We start from the raw sequence: 15,452 nt of genomic DNA, 5'->3' as shown, positions 1-15,452 counted from the left end.
ACACATCGGACGCCAGCCCATGAATCGAATCCCCACCGACATCAAACTGCACAAAGCCTCGAAAACCCTGACGCTCACTTACGCGTCCGGCGAGGAATACACTCTGCCCGCCGAGTTTCTGCGCGTGCACTCTCCCTCCGCCGAGGTCCAGGGCCACGGCAAACCGATCCTGCAATTCGGCAAGCTCAACGTGGGTCTTAGCAAGCTGGAACCGGCTGGCAACTATGCACTGAAACTTACCTTCGACGACGGTCACGACAGCGGCCTGTTCACTTGGGAATACCTCTACGAACTCGGCAAGCGCCAGAACGAACTCTGGGACGATTATCTTGCCGAGCTGCGCGCTGCCGGAAAATCCCGCGATCCGAACGAGTCGTTCGTCAAGCTGATGCTCTAGGCCGTGGCTCTCGCTCTTTAGAGGGCATTTTCTAACTTCATCTGTTTGAATGCTCCGCGCATATGGCCCCGGATCGGCCGCTTGCGAAAAAAATTAAACTCGGGTAACCAATGGAGCTGGCAAGTTCCCTGCAGTGCTCTACGACTGTAAAGCAGCTATGCAGAATCAACGGTCACCCGAGCAGTAGTACCCGGCATTGGCTGTGGAAGCGACAGCGTGAAACCGGGTACTCGTCTCAGGACAATGGAGCGTCGTAGATGAGTGACAAGAATAACGATGACCTGAAGTACCAAGCCTCGGAAAACACTCTGGGGCTTAACCCCGTCGTCGGGCTGCGCGGAAAGGATCTGCTGGCCTCTGCTCGAATGGTGCTGAAACAGGCCATCAGACAACCGATTCACAGCGTCAGGCACGTGACCCATTTCGGCCTCGAGCTGAAGAACGTGCTGCTGGGTAAATCCGCGCTGCAACCGGCCGGTGACGACCGCCGTTTCGCCGACCCGGCGTGGAGCCAGAACCCGCTGTACAAACGTTATCTGCAAACCTACCTGGCCTGGCGCAAGGAACTGCATGCCTGGATCGATGACAGCAGCCTGTCCCCCAAGGACATCGCTCGCGGGCATTTCGTCATCAACCTGATGACCGAAGCCATGGCGCCGACCAACACGGCGGCCAACCCGGCGGCGGTCAAACGCTTCTTCGAAACCGGCGGCAAAAGCCTGCTCGATGGCCTCTCGCATCTGGCCAAGGATCTGGTGCACAACGGCGGCATGCCGAGCCAGGTCAACATGGGCGCGTTCGAAGTCGGCAAGAGCCTCGGCGTCACCGAAGGCGCGGTGGTGTTCCGCAATGATGTGCTGGAGCTGATCCAGTACCGGCCGATCACCGAGCAGGTCCACGAACGCCCACTGCTGGTAGTGCCGCCGCAGATCAACAAGTTCTACGTCTTCGACTTGAGCCCGGACAAGAGTCTGGCGCGCTTCTGCCTGCGCAACAATGTGCCGACCTTCATCATCAGCTGGCGCAACCCGACCAAGGCCCAGCGCGAATGGGGCCTGTCTACCTACATCGAAGCGCTGAAAGAAGCCGTCGATGTGGTCACGGCGATCACCGGCAGCAAAGATGTGAACATGCTCGGCGCCTGCTCCGGCGGCATCACCTGCACCGCCCTGCTCGGCCACTACGCTGCGCTCGGCGAGAACAAGGTCAACGCCCTCACCCTGCTGGTCAGCGTGCTCGACACCACCCTGGACAGCGACGTCGCCCTGTTCGTCGATGAGCAGACTCTGGAGACCGCCAAGCGCCACTCCTACCAGGCCGGCGTGCTCGAAGGCAAAGACATGGCCAAGGTCTTCGCCTGGATGCGCCCCAACGATCTGATCTGGAACTACTGGGTCAACAACTACCTGCTCGGCAATGAGCCGCCAGTGTTCGACATTCTGTTCTGGAACAACGACACCACCCGCCTGCCCGCTGCGTTCCACGGCGACCTGATCGAGATGTTCAAAAACAATCCACTGATCCGCCCCAATGCACTGGAAGTGTGCGGCACGCCGATCGACCTCAAGCAGGTCACCGCCGACATCTTCTCGCTGGCCGGCACCAACGATCACATCACGCCGTGGAAGTCCTGCTACAAGTCGGCGCAGCTGTTCGGCGGCAAAGTTGAATTCGTGCTGTCGAGCAGCGGCCATATCCAGAGCATTCTCAACCCGCCGGGCAATCCGAAATCGCGTTACATGACCAGCGAAGAGATGGCGGCGACTGCCGATGACTGGCAGGAAAACTCGACCAAGCACACCGATTCCTGGTGGCTGTACTGGCAGGCATGGCTGGCCGAGCGCTCGGGCAACCTGAAAAAGGCCCCGACGAAACTGGGCAACAAAGCGTACCCGGCAGGCGAGGCTTCGCCGGGCACTTACGTTCACGAGCGGTAACTGACACCACCCATTGTGGGAGAGGGCCTTGTGGCGAGGGGATTTATCCCCGTTGGGTTGCGAAGCGACCCCGAATCCTGAAACCGTGATTTGTCAGACGCACCGCGGCTACTCGATTCACGACTGCTTCGCAGCCGAACGGGGATAAATCCCCTCACCACAAGGTCCGCTCCTACAGGAATACGGGTCTACTTGAAATCTACAGGGCCTGAAGCATGCCGCAACCGTTCATATTCCGCACCGTCGATCTGGATGGCCAGACCCTTCGCACGGCGGTGCGTCCCGGCAAGCCTCATTTGACGCCTCTGCTGATTTTCAACGGCATCGGCGCCAACCTGGAGCTGGTGTTCCCGTTTGTCGCTGCGCTCGACCCGGATCTGGAAGTGATCGCCTTCGACGTGCCCGGGGTCGGCGGCTCGTCGACGCCGAACCGGCCGTATCGCTTCCCCGGCCTGGCCAAACTGACGGCGCGGATGCTCGACTATCTTGACTACGGTAAGGTCAATGTGATCGGCGTGTCGTGGGGCGGAGCTCTGGCGCAGCAGTTTGCCTACGACTATCCCGAGCGCTGCAAGAAACTGGTACTGGCGGCCACTGCGGCCGGTGCGGTGATGGTGCCGGGCAAACCGAAAGTGCTGTGGATGATGGCCAGCCCGCGCCGCTACATTCAGCCATCCCATGTGATCCGCATCGCGCCGATGATCTACGGCGGCTCGTTCCGTCGCGACCCGACGCTGGCTGCCAGCCATGCGGCGAAAGTGCGCTCGGCGGGCAAGCTCGGTTACTACTGGCAACTGTTCGCCGGCCTCGGCTGGACCAGCATCCACTGGCTGCACAAGATCCATCAGCCGACGCTGGTGCTGGCCGGCGATGACGATCCGCTGATTCCGCTGATCAACATGCGCATGCTCGCCTGGCGCATTCCCAACGCCCAGTTGCACATCATCGATGACGGCCATCTGTTCCTGATTACCCGCGCCGAAGCGGTGGCGCCGATCATCATGAAGTTTCTCGAAGAGGAGCGTCTGCGCGCAGTCATGCACCCGCATCCGACCCCGCTGGGCAGCTGATCGCGGCGGCCTGCTTTATGCAGCACTTTCCAAATCAAGCGCGCGGCAGGACGCCGCGCAGGCAGCAACCGGTTACAGCGTCTATGGTGTTCTGGTTCGGTGAGTGTGTTTTTGCCCTGAAGACGAAGGAGTGTTGAGTCATGCGCGAAAAACCAGCGACGGGCGTGGTGCCCAGCCCCGCCGTGTTTATCAACGCCCAGAGTGCGATCGCCGGTCTGCGTGGCAGGGATCTGCTGTCGACACTGCGCAGCGTCGCCGCCCACGGCTTGCGCAATCCGTTGCACAGCGCCAGGCACGCGCTGAAGCTTGGCGGGCAGTTGGGGCGCGTGCTGCTCGGCGAAACCCTGCACCCGACCAATCCGCAAGACAGCCGCTTCGCCGATCCGGCGTGGAGCCTCAACCCGTTCTACCGGCGCAGCCTGCAGGCGTATCTGGCCTGGCAGAAACAGGTCAAGAGCTGGATCGATGAAGGCGACATGAGCCCTGAAGATCGTGCCCGTGCGCACTTCGCTTTCACTCTGCTCAATGACGCCGTAGCGCCCTCCAACACCCTACTCAATCCGCTGGCGGTCAAGGAGCTGTTCAATTCCGGCGGGCAGAGTCTGGTGCGTGGCCTGAGCCATCTGTTCGATGATCTGTTGCACAACGACGGCCTGCCACGGCAAGTGACCAAGCAGGCGTTCGAGGTCGGCAAAACCGTAGCGACCACCACTGGGGCTGTGGTGTTTCGCAATGAAATGTTCGAGTTGATCCAGTACAAATCGATGAGCGAAAAGCAGTACGCCAAGCCCTTGCTGGTGGTGCCGCCGCAAATCAACAAGTACTACATCTTCGATCTGAGCCCGCAGAACAGCTTCGTCCAGTACGCCCTGAAAAACAGCCTGCAGACCTTCATGATCAGCTGGCGCAACCCTGATGTGCGCCATCGCGAGTGGGGCCTGTCGAGTTACGTCGAAGCGGTCGAAGAAGCGATGAACATCTGCCGGGCGATTACCGGCGCGCGTGAAGTGAACCTGATGGGCGCCTGCGCCGGCGGCCTGACCATTGCCGCCCTGCAAGGGCATTTGCAGGCCAAACGGCAACTGCGCCGGGTCGCCAGCGCGACTTACCTGGTCAGTCTGCTCGACAGCCAGATCGAAACCCCGGCCACGCTGTTCGCCGACGAGCAAACACTGGAAGCGGCCAAACGTCGCTCGTACCAGCGAGGCGTGCTCGACGGTCGCGACATGGCCAAGGTCTTCGCCTGGATGCGCCCCAACGATTTGATCTGGAGCTATTTCGTCAACAACTACCTGCTGGGCAAGGAGCCGCCAGCCTTCGACATCCTCTACTGGAACAACGACAACACGCGCCTGCCGGCGGCGCTGCACGGCGATCTGCTGGACTTCTTCAAGCACAACCCGCTGATCCACGCTGGCGGTCTCGAGGTGTGCGGTACGCCGATCGATCTGCAGAAGGTCAATGTCGACAGCTTCAGCGTCGCCGGCATGAACGACCACATCACGCCGTGGGACGCGGTGTATCGCTCGACCCTGCTGCTCGGTGGCGAACGACGTTTCGTGCTGTCCAACAGCGGCCACGTGCAGAGCATCCTCAACCCGCCGAGCAACCCGAAAGCTGCCTACGTCGAGAACGCCAAACTGAGCAGCGACCCGCGTGCCTGGTACTACGATGCCAAACACGTCGACGGCAGCTGGTGGCCGCAGTGGCTGGAATGGGTCGCCCAGCGCTCCGGCGCCCTGAATGAGACTCGCACCACCCTCGGCAATCCGAACTATCCACCGATGGAAGCAGCACCTGGCACCTATGTGCATGTGCGCTGACGCTCAACCGAAATTTTCTAAGAAGACTGGATGAAAACCCGCGACCGGATCCTCGAATGTGCGCTGCAACTGTTCAACGAAAAGGGTGAACCGAACGTTTCCACCATGGAGGTGGCGAACGAAATGGGGATCAGCCCGGGCAATCTCTACTACCACTTCCACGGTAAGGAACCGCTGATTCTCGGCCTGTTCGAACGCTTCCAGCACGAGCTCGCGCCCCTGCTCGACCCGCCGCCGGACGTTGAACTGGCGCCGGAGGATTACTGGCTGTTTCTGCATTTGATCGTCGAGCGCCTGGCGCAATACCGGTTCCTGTTCCAGGACCTGTCGAACCTCGCCGGGCGCTTGCCGAAACTGGCCAAGGGGATTCGCAATCTGCTCAATGCGCTGAAGCGGACGCTGGCGTCGTTGCTGGCGCGATTGAAGGCTTCGGGGCAACTGGTCAGCGATACCCAGGCATTGGGGCAACTGGTGGAGCAGGTGACCATGACGTTGCTGTTCTCGCTGGATTACCAGCGGATTCTTGATCGTGAGGGAGAGGTTCGGTTGGTGGTTTATCAGATCATGATGCTGGTGGCGCCGCATTTGCTGCCGCCAGTGAAGGTGGCGACAGAGCGAATGGCCCTGCAATACCTTGAGGATCACGACTGACCCGAAAAGCCCCTCACCCTAACCCTCTCCCGGAGGGGAGAGGGGACTGATTGGGGGATGTTCGCGAGCTACGCCGACCTGAGCGAGCTTCTTTGAATCGATAATCGACTCGATTTGTTGAGGTCGACGTATGACGCAGGACACCTCGGTCGGCTCCCTCTCCTTGGGGAGAGGGCTGGGGTGAGGGGCCGCTTGGAATGCACAAACAAAAACGCCCGACCTTCACAGGCCGGGCGTTTTTGATTTGCCCTGAAATCAGGACTGACTGGATGGCGTCGACGGTGTCGATGCCGCAGTCGGAGTAGCTGCTGCCGTGGGTGCCGCAGCGGAGTTTGCCGCGTTGGCCAGAGCTGTTGGCGCAGTCGATGGTGCGGCGGCCGGTTTCGGCGCAGCGGCTTTCGGCGCGGCCGGCTTTTTCACTGCTGGCTTTTTCGCCGCAGCCGGTTTGGCCGCAGGCTTCGCAGCGGGTTTGGCGGCAGCAGTTTTCGCTGCTGGCTTGGCCGCTGGTTTTGCTACTGCTTTAGCCGCAGGTTTTGCTGCTGCTTTGGCGGCAACCGGTTTGGCTGCCGCTTTGGCCGCAGGCTTGGCGGCTGCAGTTTTTGCCGCAGCTTTCGCAGCCGGTTTTGCCGCCGCTTTGGCCAGTGGCTTGGCTGCGGTTTTCGCCGCAGGTTTGGCCGCTGCAGTTTTACTGGCAGGTTTCGCCGCAGCGGTTTTCGCCGCTACGGGCTGAGCTTTCAGACCGGTGAGTTTTTCGATCTGCTTTGTCAGCGTATCGACCTTGGCGTTGAGCGCCTTGACCTCATTGCGGCTCGGCACACCCAGGCGCGAAATCGCGCTGTTCAGGCGCTTGTCGAAAGCCCCTTCCAGCTCGTCCCACTTGCCCAGTGCGCGATCTTTCACGCCGCTGATACGCGACTTGGCCGAAGAGGTCGAATCCTCGACTTTCTTGCCGACGGCAGTCTTGGTGAGCTTCTCGGCTTTCTCGCCGTCTTTGACCAATGCATCGAAGAGTTTGCTGCCGTCAGTGTCGATCTTCGAGTACACGCCTAAACCAGCCAGCCAGATTTTGCGGGAGTAGGACTCGACCTTCCCGACCCACGAGCTGCTTTCTTTATCGGTGTTCTTTTTGCCAGCCATCCCGTTCTCCTTAAGATTTTCGCGCGACGCGTTCGAGCAATGCCGTCAGCTCATCGAGCTTAGCAGAGAGTGCCTCAACGTCATGTTTAGACGGAATGCCGATCCGATTCAAGGCGCTGGCCACACGGTTGTCGAAGGCCTTCTCGACCTTGTCGAGCTGAACTTCAACGCGACCCTTGAACGAGCTGACCTGCGTGGCCGCGTCGTCGATCTCGGCGTTGGCCGCATGGAGTTTTTCGCTGACGGCTTTTTTGCCTTTCTTTTCAACAGTTTGACCGGCGGCGACGAGCTCTTGAAAGTACTCGCTGCCCTCCTGGCCGACCTTGGTGTAGGCGCCCAGGCCTGCCAGCCAGATCTTGCGGGCATAGGATTTGACGTCGCTCAGAGTGGAAGTCGGAGCGTCGATTTTTTTCTTCAAAATGACTTTGGCCATGGTGCACCTCACGCGCAGAAGGTTTGAGGAACTGCCGGACGAGTGTCGGGCTCAGGCACAAAGTAGGGAGAAAAATTAGAAAGGGCACCCTAACCAGCGGGAGCATCACAGAACAAATGTGGGAGCGAGCCTGCTCGCGAAAGCGGTTTGTCAATCACGGATAATTTGACTGAAAGAACGCTTTCGCGAGCAGGCTCGCTCCCACAGGGGATTGGATTTCAATCTGAAAATCAGGCCAGGGCTTTGTCGAGGGCTTTCTCGATCTCGGCTTTGATCATGCCGCTCATGGCCGACATCATCAGGCCCAGTTCGACGTCGACCCTGATCGAATCGTCCGCCACATGCACTTCGCCTTTCACGCCGGAGCGCTTGAGGTTCAGGGTGTCGCCTGACCATTGCGGCTCCAAGCCGTATTGTTCATTGAGCTTTGTGGCCAGTTTGTCGGCCTTTTCGCGGGCGGCTTCCTTGCCCAGGGTGTGGGCGCGCTCAACACTGATTTTGGCCATGGAATGACTCCTGATGATTGAATGGCTTACGTTGAATCTTGACCGCATCTGCGGCAAATCGTCCCGAAGGTTGCCCATCTTACCTTTAGCCATTCCAAGACAAAGCATGGCTTGGGGATTAGAATGTCGCGCATTCTCTTTTGGTGACAGCGATATGACTGATCAGCGCAAAGGCAGCGATGCCGAACCCACCACTCACTTCGGCTTCAAAAACGTTCCGGAAAGCCAGAAAGCGGAAAAAGTCGCTGAGGTTTTCCATTCCGTAGCCGCGAAATACGACCTGATGAACGACCTTCTGTCGGGCGGCATGCACCGTCTGTGGAAGCGTTTCGCGATCGAGCTTTCCGGCGTGCGCAGCGGCAACCGCGTGCTCGACATCGCTGGTGGCACCGGCGACCTGACCCGCAAGTTCTCGAACCTCGTCGGCCCGACCGGCCAGGTCGTGCTGGCCGACATCAACGAGTCGATGCTCAAGGTCGGCCGTGATCGTCTGCTCGATCTGGGCGTTGCCGGCAACGTCGAATTCGTCCAGGCCGACGCGGAAAAACTGCCATTCCCGGACAACCATTTCGACTGCGTGACCATCGCCTTCGGCCTGCGCAACGTCACGCACAAAGAGGACGCGTTGCGTTCGATGCTGCGCGTGCTCAAGCCCGGCGGCCGCCTGCTGGTGCTGGAATTCTCCAAGCCGACCAACGCGCTGATGTCCAAAGCCTACGACGCCTACTCGTTCGCCTTCATGCCGCTGATGGGCAAGCTGATCACCAATGACTCGGAAAGCTATCGCTACCTGGCCGAATCGATCCGCATGCACCCGAATCAGGAAACCCTGAAGTCGATGATGGTCGAGGCCGGTTTCGACCGCGTGACCTATCACAACATGACCGCAGGCATCGTCGCCCTGCACCGCGGCATCAAACCCTGATGTTGCTCACCGGGCTGCTCGCCAGCGTCGAACTCGGCCTCAACCGGGTGCTGCGTCTCGACAGCACGGCGCTGCCGCGCCTGGCGCATCTGACCGGCAAGGTGATTGCCGTCGACTGCCGCAGCCCGGCGCTGCAACTGTTCATCCTGCCCAGCGACGAAGGCTTGATGCTCGCCTCGCAGTGGGCAGCGGATGTCGATTGCACGTTGCGCGCACCGGCATCGAGCCTGGTGAAACTGGCCCTGAGCAAGGACAAGACCGCCGTGCTGCACGCGCCGGAAGTCGAGCTCGATGGCGACAGCGGCGTGCTGCTGGAGCTGGCCGGCGTACTGCAGGATCTTGAGCTGGACTGGGAGTACGAACTCTCGCGCTGGCTCGGTCCGGTCGCCACGCAATTGCTCGGTGGCCATCTGCGCAGCCGCGCACGCTGGTATCAACAAGGATTTGCCAGCCTCAACCAGAATCTTGCCGAATACCTCGCCGAAGAATCGCGCACCCTTGTCGGGCAGCGTGAAGCCGAAGCGCGATTCAGCGAACTGGACCGGATCAAACTTGATCTGGAACGACTCGAGGCGCGTTTCGAGCGCCTTTCCCGATCCCTCGACCCAAGCGATAACGCATGAAGCTGCTTGCCGTCCGCCGTCTGTTGCGCATCCAGCGCGTCGTGATCCGCTACCGCCTCGATGACCTGCTGTTCGATCTGCCACTGCCCTGGTTCCTTCTGGCCGTGCGCTTTTTGCTGCCGTGGCGCTGGCTGCCGCGCAAGCCGCTGGAGCTCAACCGTGGCGCGCGCTTGCGTCTGGCGTTGCAGGATCTGGGGCCGATCTTCATCAAGTTCGGGCAGATCCTTTCAACCCGCCGTGACCTGCTGCCGGAGGACATCGCCGATGAGCTGATGCTCTTGCAGGACCGCGTACCGCCGTTCGATTCGCAAGTGTCGATCAAGCTGATCGAAGAACAGCTGGGCAAGAAAATCAGCGAAGTGTTCAGCCGTTTCGACGTCGCCCCGCTGGCCTCGGCCTCGGTGGCGCAGGTGCATGCGGCGCAGCTCAAAAGCGGCGAAGAAGTCGTGGTCAAGGTCATTCGCCCGGGCCTGAAACCGATCATCGCGCAGGATCTGGCGTGGCTGTTCATCCTCGCCCGCGCCGCCGAGAAGTTCTCCGCTGACGCGCGCCTGCTGCACCCGGTCGATGTGGTGCAGGACTACGAAAAAACCATTTACGACGAACTCGATCTGTTGCGCGAGGCGGCCAACGCCAGCCAGTTGCGCCGCAACTTCGAAGGCTCGCAGCTGCTTTATGTACCGCAAGTCTATTGGGACTGGTGCCGGCCGAAAGTGCTGGTCATGGAGCGCATTTACGGCATTCAGGTCACCGATCTGGCGACCCTCGCTGACCAGCGCACCGACATGAAAATGCTCGCCGAGCGTGGCGTGGAGATTTTCTTCACTCAAGTGTTCCGCGACAGCTTCTTCCACGCCGACATGCACCCGGGCAACATTTTCGTCAGCACCGTCAATCCGTGGAGCCCGCAATACATCGCGATCGACTGCGGCATCGTCGGCAGCCTGACCCCGGAAGACCAGGACTATCTGGCGCGCAACCTGTTCGCCTTCTTCAAGCGTGACTACCGTCGTGTGGCGCAACTGCACATCGACTCGGGCTGGGTGCCGGCGGAAACCAAACTCAACGAATTCGAAGCAGCGATCCGTACGGTGTGCGAACCGATCTTCGAAAAACCGTTAAAAGATATTTCATTTGGCCAGGTGCTGATGCGCCTGTTCCAGACCGCACGCCGCTTCAACATGGAAGTGCAGCCGCAACTGGTGCTGTTGCAGAAGACCTTGCTGAACATCGAAGGCCTCGGCCGTCAGTTGTATCCGGATCTGGATCTGTGGAACACCGCGCAGCCGTTTCTCGAGCGCTGGATGCGCGAACGCGTCAGCCCGAAAGCCTTGCTGGGCAACGTGCAGAGCCAGCTGGAGCAGATTCCGCACCTGTCGAACATGGCCCGCGATCTGCTCGAACGCATGTCGCAACCCCACGCCAAAGACCCACCGCCGCCGTGGCGCAAACGCAAGGACGACTGGTTCCTGCGCCTGCTCGGCTGCGCGCATCTGGCCGGCGGCGCGATCCTCGCTGCGGGTGGTCCGCTGACCGAGTGGGCGCACTGGCCCGCCGGAATCATGATCGCGGTCGGTTTGTATCTGGTCGTTCGCCGATAGCACGATTGAGCTGCAAGTTATAAGCTGCCAGCTCCAAGCTTGACGCTACTGGCACACCGCAACGTGCGTTTACTTGCAGCTCGAAGCTCATGGCTTGCTGCTGCTTTTCGAGATTTGACGATGAAAAACTGGCTGGACGAGATCAAGTGGGATGCTGACGGCCTGGTGCCGGCGATTGCCCAGGATCACAAGACCGGGCGCGTATTGATGATGGCCTGGATGAACCGCGAAGCGCTGGAACTGACCGCTGCGGAGAATCGTGCAATCTACTGGTCACGTTCCCGTGGCAAGCTGTGGCGCAAGGGCGAAGAGTCCGGCCATGTGCAGACCCTGCATGAAATGCGCCTGGACTGTGATGCCGACGTGATCATCCTGATGGTTGAACAGATCGGCGACATCGCCTGCCACACCGGCCGTCAAAGCTGCTTTTACCGGGTCTTCGAAAACGGCGACTGGAAAACGGTCGATCCGGTACTGAAAGACCCGCACGCTATCTATTCCGCAGGACACACACATGAGTGACACCCTGACCCGCCTCGCTCAGGTACTTGAAGAGCGCAAAGGCGCAGCCGCCGACAGTTCGTATGTCGCCAGCCTGTATCACAAGGGGCTGAACAAGATTCTGGAGAAAGTCGGCGAAGAGTCGGTCGAAACCATTATTGCCGCCAAGGATGCCGCCATCAGCGGCGATTGCAGTGATGTGATCTACGAGACCGCCGACCTGTGGTTCCACAGCATGGTCATGCTCGCCCAACTGGGGCAGCATCCGCAGGCCGTGCTGGATGAACTGGACCGTCGCTTCGGCCTGTCCGGACACGTCGAGAAAGCCTCGCGTCCGTCCGCCTGAACAACTTTTAGAGAGGAATCGCCACATGGGCATTTTTGACTGGAAACACTGGGTCGTCATTCTGATTGTCGTGGTGCTGGTGTTCGGTACCAAAAAACTGAAAAACCTCGGCACCGACGTTGGCGAATCGATCAAGGGCTTTCGCAAAGCCATGAACGACGACGAAAAACCGGCCGAACCGAGCGTGACCCCGCCGGCCCAGCCTGTGCCACCGGTGCAGCCGCAAACCACCGCTCAGGCCAACCCGCCGCACACCATCGACGTGCAGGCGCAAAAAGTCGAAGAGCCGATCCGCAAAGACGTGTGAGCACTGACTAATGTTTGGTATCAGCTTCTCTGAACTGCTGCTCGTCGGCCTCGTCGCCCTGCTGGTGCTCGGCCCCGAGCGTCTGCCGGGCGCGGCGCGCACCGCCGGTCTGTGGGTCGGCCGCCTGAAGCGCAGCTTCAACGCGATCAAACAGGAAGTTGAACGTGAAATAGGTGCCGACGAGATCCGTCGGCAACTGCACAACGAACATATTCTGTCGCTGGAGCAAGAGGCGCGGAAGATCTTCAATCCGAACCAGCAGGAGCCGACGCCGGTCGAGCCTGTGGGCGAGCAGACGATTCACAGCGCTGCCGCTCCGACTCCTGCACCTGTTGTAACACCGCCAGGACCGGCGCCGGTTACCACAGACACATCGGTTGAACACGTAGCGCCCTCCGCCGCGCCGACTACACCAGCGCCTCAAGACCCTACACTGCCGCCGCGAGCCCCATGAGCGATCTTCCGGAAAACGACCAGCACATGCCGCTGGTATCGCACCTCACCGAGTTGCGCACCCGCCTGCTGCGTTGCGTGGCGGCGATCTTCATTATCTTTGCCGGGCTGTTCGCGTTCACCCAGCAGATCTACACCTTCGTCTCGACGCCGTTGCGCCAGTACCTGCCGGTCGGCGCGACGATGATCGCCACCGACGTGTCGTCGCCGTTCCTGACGCCGCTGAAGCTGACCATGATGGTTTCGCTATTCCTCGCGATTCCGGTGATCCTGCATCAGATCTGGGGCTTTATCGCGCCGGGCCTGTACAAGCATGAAAAACGCGTTGCGGTACCGCTGCTGATCTCCAGCATCCTGCTGTTCTACATCGGCATGGCGTTCGCCTATTACTTCGTCTTTCCGTTGATCTTCAAGTTCTTCGCCGCTGCCACCCCGGCCGGCGTGGAAATGATGACCGACATCGTCAGCTACCTCGATTTCGTCATGACGCTGTTCTTCGCCTTCGGCGTGGCGTTCGAGATTCCGGTGGCCGTGGTCCTGCTGGTGTGGATCGGCGTGGTCGACGTCAAATACCTGAAGAAGATCCGCCCGTACGTGATCATCGGCTGCTTCGTAGTCGGCATGATCCTCACTCCGCCGGACATTTTCTCGCAGACCCTGCTGGCCGTGCCGATGTGGATGCTGTTCGAGATCGGCATTCTCTTCGGCGCGCTGGTCAGCAAGCGCGAACGCCCGGACGAAACCCCGGCCGACGACCACAACGACCAGCCGCCAGCGACCCAGGCATGAACCTGCTGCTGCTCGAAGAGGCCGACTTCATTGCGGCCGACCGCGTGATCCTGCGCGACAGGCGCCTGACCCACATGCAGGAAGTTCATCGCTCGGAAGTCGGCGACAGCCTGCGCGTCGGGCGCATCAACGGGCTGATGGGTTCGGCCGAGTTGCTGCGCCTCGAAGCGGGCGAAGCGGAGCTGCGCGTCAGCCTCGACCAGCCACCGCCGGCGAAGTTGCCGCTGACCCTGGTGCTGGCCCTGCCCCGGCCGAAAATGCTGCGCCGCGTGTTCCAGACCGTCGCGACCATGGGTGTGGCCAAGGTGATTCTGGTCAACAGCTATCGCGTCGAAAAAAGCTTCTGGCAGACGCCGTTTCTGGAGCCGGAAGCGATTCGTGAGCAGTTGATCCTCGGGCTCGAACAGGCTCGCGATACGGTATTGCCGGAGATCGTCATCGAAAAGCGCTTCAAGCCTTTCGTTGAGGATCGGCTGCCGGCGATCAGCGCGGGCACCCTCGGCCTGGTCGGGCACCCCGGCCACTTCCCGCCCTGCCCGCGCGCCCTGAACGAACCGGTGACCCTGGCCATTGGCCCCGAGGGTGGCTGGATTCCCTACGAAATCGATCTGCTGGCCAAATCCGGCCTGCAACCGGTGCAATTGGGCGAGCGCATCCTGCGCGTCGAAACCGCCGTCACCGCCCTGCTCGCACGCCTGTTCTAGCGCGACACCGATCCTGTGTAGGAGCTGCCGAAGGCTGCGATCTTTTGATCTTGTTTTTAAAAGCAAGATCAAAGGATCGCAGCCTCGTTGCACTCGTCAGCTCCTACAAGCCCCTACAGTCGCAGACAAGTGGCGTTACAGATTGCCACCACCCAGCCGATACAACCCCTATAAGTCCAATTAAGTGGTCCGAAGGGAGTGGTCGCATGTACCGTTGGTTAGCCGAGAGTCTTGGAAACGTCAGCGTCAAACGCAAGCTGGGCATCGGTTTCGGCCTGGTGCTGTTGCTGACGCTGTTGATCACTTTCACCGGCTGGACCGGCATGAGCGGCATCATTAGCCGTGGCGACAAGCTCGGCTTCATTTCCAGCCTCAATGAGCTGACCAAAGACCTGCGCCTGGCGCGCATGGACTACGACATGCGTCGTGGTGAACAGGGTCCGGGCGCGGTCAATGAATTGCTCAGCAAACTCGAAAGCGGTCTGCAGTCGGCACGCGGCATGATCGAGCAGCCGTCCGATGTGGCGATGGTCGACCAGCAACTGGCTGCGGTTGCCGAATACAAACGCGCTTTCGGCGAAATGACCCAGGCCACCGTGCACCGTGAAGATGCGCGCAGCAAGCTTGGCGCCAACGCTGACAATGCTGTGGCCAAGGTCGGCGAAGTCGAAAGTGCGCTGCTGCAAGGCGACAGCGTTGCGCAGTACAACGCTGTCATCGAGCTGAGCAAACTGTTGCAGCAGGCGCGCTATCAGGTGCGCGGTTACACCTACAGCGGCAAGGCCGATGCCGAGCAACCGGCGCTGACCGCCATCGACAACGCCTTGAAGAATCTCGAAAGCCTGCCGACCCGCGTGCCAGAGCAGCACATCGCCAACCTGCAGCAAGCCACCGATTCGCTCAAGGCTTACCGCGCCGCTGTCGCTCAGTTCCGTGATTCGCAGGTCAAGAACGCCGCCGCACTGGCCAACATGTCGGCTCAGGGCGACATCCTGATCGCGGCCAGCAAGAAGCTCACCGAATCGCAAACCGTGGTGCGCGACACCGATGCCGCCCATGCCAAGAACATGCTGCTGATCGCCACTGCGCTGGCACTGGCCTTCGGTCTGATTGCGGCTTGGGCGATCACTCGGCAAATCATCATTCCGCTGACCCAGACCCTGAAAGTCGCCGAGCGCGTGGCCGCTGGCGACCTGACCCACAACCTGGTTTCCCTGCGTCGCGACGAACTCGGTCAATTGCAGCGCTC

The 15,452-nt window shown here is 60.5% G+C and carries 17 protein-coding genes and 1 pseudogene; 15 read left to right on the top strand and 3 right to left on the bottom strand.

The features are described 5' to 3' along the window. Positions 1-19: 19 nt before the first annotated feature. The 5 genes from AB4N41_RS10770 (at position 20) to AB4N41_RS10750 (ending at position 5,878) form a co-directional block, all read left to right on the top strand. Positions 20-397 (top strand): gamma-butyrobetaine hydroxylase family protein, encoded by a 378-nt coding sequence (locus AB4N41_RS10770; protein WP_217864588.1) that lies wholly within the window; start codon positions 20-22, stop codon positions 395-397. A 257-nt stretch (positions 398-654) separates the two neighbouring features. Next, positions 655-2,334 (top strand): class II poly(R)-hydroxyalkanoic acid synthase, encoded by a 1,680-nt coding sequence (gene phaC / locus AB4N41_RS10765; protein WP_041477559.1) that lies wholly within the window; start codon positions 655-657, stop codon positions 2,332-2,334. A 215-nt stretch (positions 2,335-2,549) separates the two neighbouring features. Then, positions 2,550-3,404: a poly(3-hydroxyalkanoate) depolymerase gene (phaZ, locus tag AB4N41_RS10760; protein ID WP_252877283.1), complete on the top strand. Its 855-nt coding sequence runs from the start codon at positions 2,550-2,552 to the stop codon at positions 3,402-3,404. A 140-nt stretch (positions 3,405-3,544) separates the two neighbouring features. Continuing rightward, entirely contained in the window at positions 3,545-5,227 is a 1,683-nt protein-coding gene (phaC, locus tag AB4N41_RS10755; RefSeq protein ID WP_095181035.1) for a class II poly(R)-hydroxyalkanoic acid synthase, read from the top strand. 30 nt (positions 5,228-5,257) lie between these two features. Then, the gene (locus AB4N41_RS10750) at positions 5,258-5,878 is read left to right on the top strand and encodes a TetR/AcrR family transcriptional regulator (RefSeq protein ID WP_024011259.1); all 621 of its coding nucleotides are present in this window, start codon (positions 5,258-5,260) and stop codon (positions 5,876-5,878) included. 255 nt (positions 5,879-6,133) lie between these two features. Here AB4N41_RS10750 and AB4N41_RS10745 read toward each other — a convergent pair whose 3' ends face one another. The 3 genes from AB4N41_RS10745 to AB4N41_RS10735 all read right to left on the bottom strand — a co-directional run bounded on the left by AB4N41_RS10745 (position 6,134) and on the right by AB4N41_RS10735 (position 7,954). Continuing rightward, on the bottom strand, positions 6,134-7,015 hold the full coding sequence (locus AB4N41_RS10745; RefSeq protein ID WP_252877282.1) for a phasin family protein: 882 nt from the start codon (positions 7,013-7,015) through the stop codon (positions 6,134-6,136). A gap of 10 nt (positions 7,016-7,025) precedes the next feature. Beyond that, a complete protein-coding gene (locus AB4N41_RS10740; RefSeq protein ID WP_076565216.1) occupies positions 7,026-7,448 on the bottom strand; it encodes a phasin family protein in 423 nt (140 codons plus the stop codon). A gap of 230 nt (positions 7,449-7,678) precedes the next feature. Then, positions 7,679-7,954: a polyhydroxyalkanoic acid system family protein gene (locus AB4N41_RS10735; protein WP_150638023.1), complete on the bottom strand. Its 276-nt coding sequence runs from the start codon at positions 7,952-7,954 to the stop codon at positions 7,679-7,681. A 154-nt stretch (positions 7,955-8,108) separates the two neighbouring features. Between AB4N41_RS10735 and ubiE the strand changes: the two genes are divergently transcribed. The 10 genes and pseudogenes from ubiE to AB4N41_RS10685 all read left to right on the top strand — a co-directional run. Then, a complete protein-coding gene (ubiE, locus tag AB4N41_RS10730; RefSeq protein WP_016772069.1) occupies positions 8,109-8,879 on the top strand; it encodes a bifunctional demethylmenaquinone methyltransferase/2-methoxy-6-polyprenyl-1,4-benzoquinol methylase UbiE in 771 nt (256 codons plus the stop codon). Then, positions 8,879-9,502 (top strand): ubiquinone biosynthesis accessory factor UbiJ, encoded by a 624-nt coding sequence (locus AB4N41_RS10725; RefSeq protein ID WP_016772070.1) that lies wholly within the window; start codon positions 8,879-8,881, stop codon positions 9,500-9,502. Before ubiE ends, AB4N41_RS10725 begins: the two co-directional genes overlap by 1 nt. Beyond that, on the top strand, positions 9,499-11,103 hold the full coding sequence (gene ubiB, locus AB4N41_RS10720; RefSeq protein WP_024011256.1) for a ubiquinone biosynthesis regulatory protein kinase UbiB: 1,605 nt from the start codon (positions 9,499-9,501) through the stop codon (positions 11,101-11,103). Before AB4N41_RS10725 ends, ubiB begins: the two co-directional genes overlap by 4 nt. Positions 11,104-11,223: 120 nt before the next feature. After that, a complete protein-coding gene (hisI, locus tag AB4N41_RS10715) occupies positions 11,224-11,625 on the top strand; it encodes a phosphoribosyl-AMP cyclohydrolase (protein WP_007899278.1) in 402 nt (133 codons plus the stop codon). Continuing rightward, on the top strand, positions 11,618-11,950 hold the full coding sequence (locus AB4N41_RS10710) for a phosphoribosyl-ATP diphosphatase (protein WP_003220849.1): 333 nt from the start codon (positions 11,618-11,620) through the stop codon (positions 11,948-11,950). Before hisI ends, AB4N41_RS10710 begins: the two co-directional genes overlap by 8 nt. Positions 11,951-11,975: 25 nt before the next feature. Continuing rightward, positions 11,976-12,257, top strand: coding sequence for a twin-arginine translocase TatA/TatE family subunit (locus AB4N41_RS10705; RefSeq protein ID WP_016772073.1), 282 nt, complete (start codon positions 11,976-11,978; stop codon positions 12,255-12,257). 10 nt (positions 12,258-12,267) lie between these two features. After that, positions 12,268-12,711, top strand: a complete 444-nt coding sequence (tatB, locus tag AB4N41_RS10700; protein ID WP_095181038.1) for a Sec-independent protein translocase protein TatB — start codon at positions 12,268-12,270, stop codon at positions 12,709-12,711. Then, a complete protein-coding gene (gene tatC, locus AB4N41_RS10695) occupies positions 12,708-13,499 on the top strand; it encodes a twin-arginine translocase subunit TatC (protein ID WP_252877281.1) in 792 nt (263 codons plus the stop codon). The genes tatB and tatC overlap by 4 nt, the downstream gene beginning before the upstream one ends. After that, entirely contained in the window at positions 13,496-14,203 is a 708-nt protein-coding gene (locus AB4N41_RS10690) for a 16S rRNA (uracil(1498)-N(3))-methyltransferase (protein WP_041477553.1), read from the top strand. The genes tatC and AB4N41_RS10690 overlap by 4 nt, the downstream gene beginning before the upstream one ends. A gap of 206 nt (positions 14,204-14,409) precedes the next feature. Beyond that, positions 14,410-15,423, top strand: a pseudogene (locus AB4N41_RS10685) (methyl-accepting chemotaxis protein); the annotation flags it as partial. Positions 15,424-15,452 lie beyond the last annotated feature (29 nt).

It is taken from the genome of Pseudomonas sp. S2_A10 (assembly GCF_054668465.1).
Note: the sequence above shows the minus strand (reverse complement) of the source record. Positions and strands in the feature narration are given on the sequence as shown.

Coding starts and splice junctions, on each gene's coding strand:
- AB4N41_RS10770 (WP_217864588.1), top strand. CDS start 20: ATGAATCGAATCCCCACCGACATCAAACTGCACAAAGCCTCGAAAACC.
- phaC (WP_041477559.1), top strand. CDS start 655: ATGAGTGACAAGAATAACGATGACCTGAAGTACCAAGCCTCGGAAAAC.
- phaZ (WP_252877283.1), top strand. CDS start 2,550: ATGCCGCAACCGTTCATATTCCGCACCGTCGATCTGGATGGCCAGACC.
- phaC (WP_095181035.1), top strand. CDS start 3,545: ATGCGCGAAAAACCAGCGACGGGCGTGGTGCCCAGCCCCGCCGTGTTT.
- AB4N41_RS10750 (WP_024011259.1), top strand. CDS start 5,258: ATGAAAACCCGCGACCGGATCCTCGAATGTGCGCTGCAACTGTTCAAC.
- AB4N41_RS10745 (WP_252877282.1), bottom strand. CDS start 7,015: ATGGCTGGCAAAAAGAACACCGATAAAGAAAGCAGCTCGTGGGTCGGG.
- AB4N41_RS10740 (WP_076565216.1), bottom strand. CDS start 7,448: ATGGCCAAAGTCATTTTGAAGAAAAAAATCGACGCTCCGACTTCCACT.
- AB4N41_RS10735 (WP_150638023.1), bottom strand. CDS start 7,954: ATGGCCAAAATCAGTGTTGAGCGCGCCCACACCCTGGGCAAGGAAGCC.
- ubiE (WP_016772069.1), top strand. CDS start 8,109: ATGACTGATCAGCGCAAAGGCAGCGATGCCGAACCCACCACTCACTTC.
- AB4N41_RS10725 (WP_016772070.1), top strand. CDS start 8,879: ATGTTGCTCACCGGGCTGCTCGCCAGCGTCGAACTCGGCCTCAACCGG.
- ubiB (WP_024011256.1), top strand. CDS start 9,499: ATGAAGCTGCTTGCCGTCCGCCGTCTGTTGCGCATCCAGCGCGTCGTG.
- hisI (WP_007899278.1), top strand. CDS start 11,224: ATGAAAAACTGGCTGGACGAGATCAAGTGGGATGCTGACGGCCTGGTG.
- AB4N41_RS10710 (WP_003220849.1), top strand. CDS start 11,618: ATGAGTGACACCCTGACCCGCCTCGCTCAGGTACTTGAAGAGCGCAAA.
- AB4N41_RS10705 (WP_016772073.1), top strand. CDS start 11,976: ATGGGCATTTTTGACTGGAAACACTGGGTCGTCATTCTGATTGTCGTG.
- tatB (WP_095181038.1), top strand. CDS start 12,268: ATGTTTGGTATCAGCTTCTCTGAACTGCTGCTCGTCGGCCTCGTCGCC.
- tatC (WP_252877281.1), top strand. CDS start 12,708: ATGAGCGATCTTCCGGAAAACGACCAGCACATGCCGCTGGTATCGCAC.
- AB4N41_RS10690 (WP_041477553.1), top strand. CDS start 13,496: ATGAACCTGCTGCTGCTCGAAGAGGCCGACTTCATTGCGGCCGACCGC.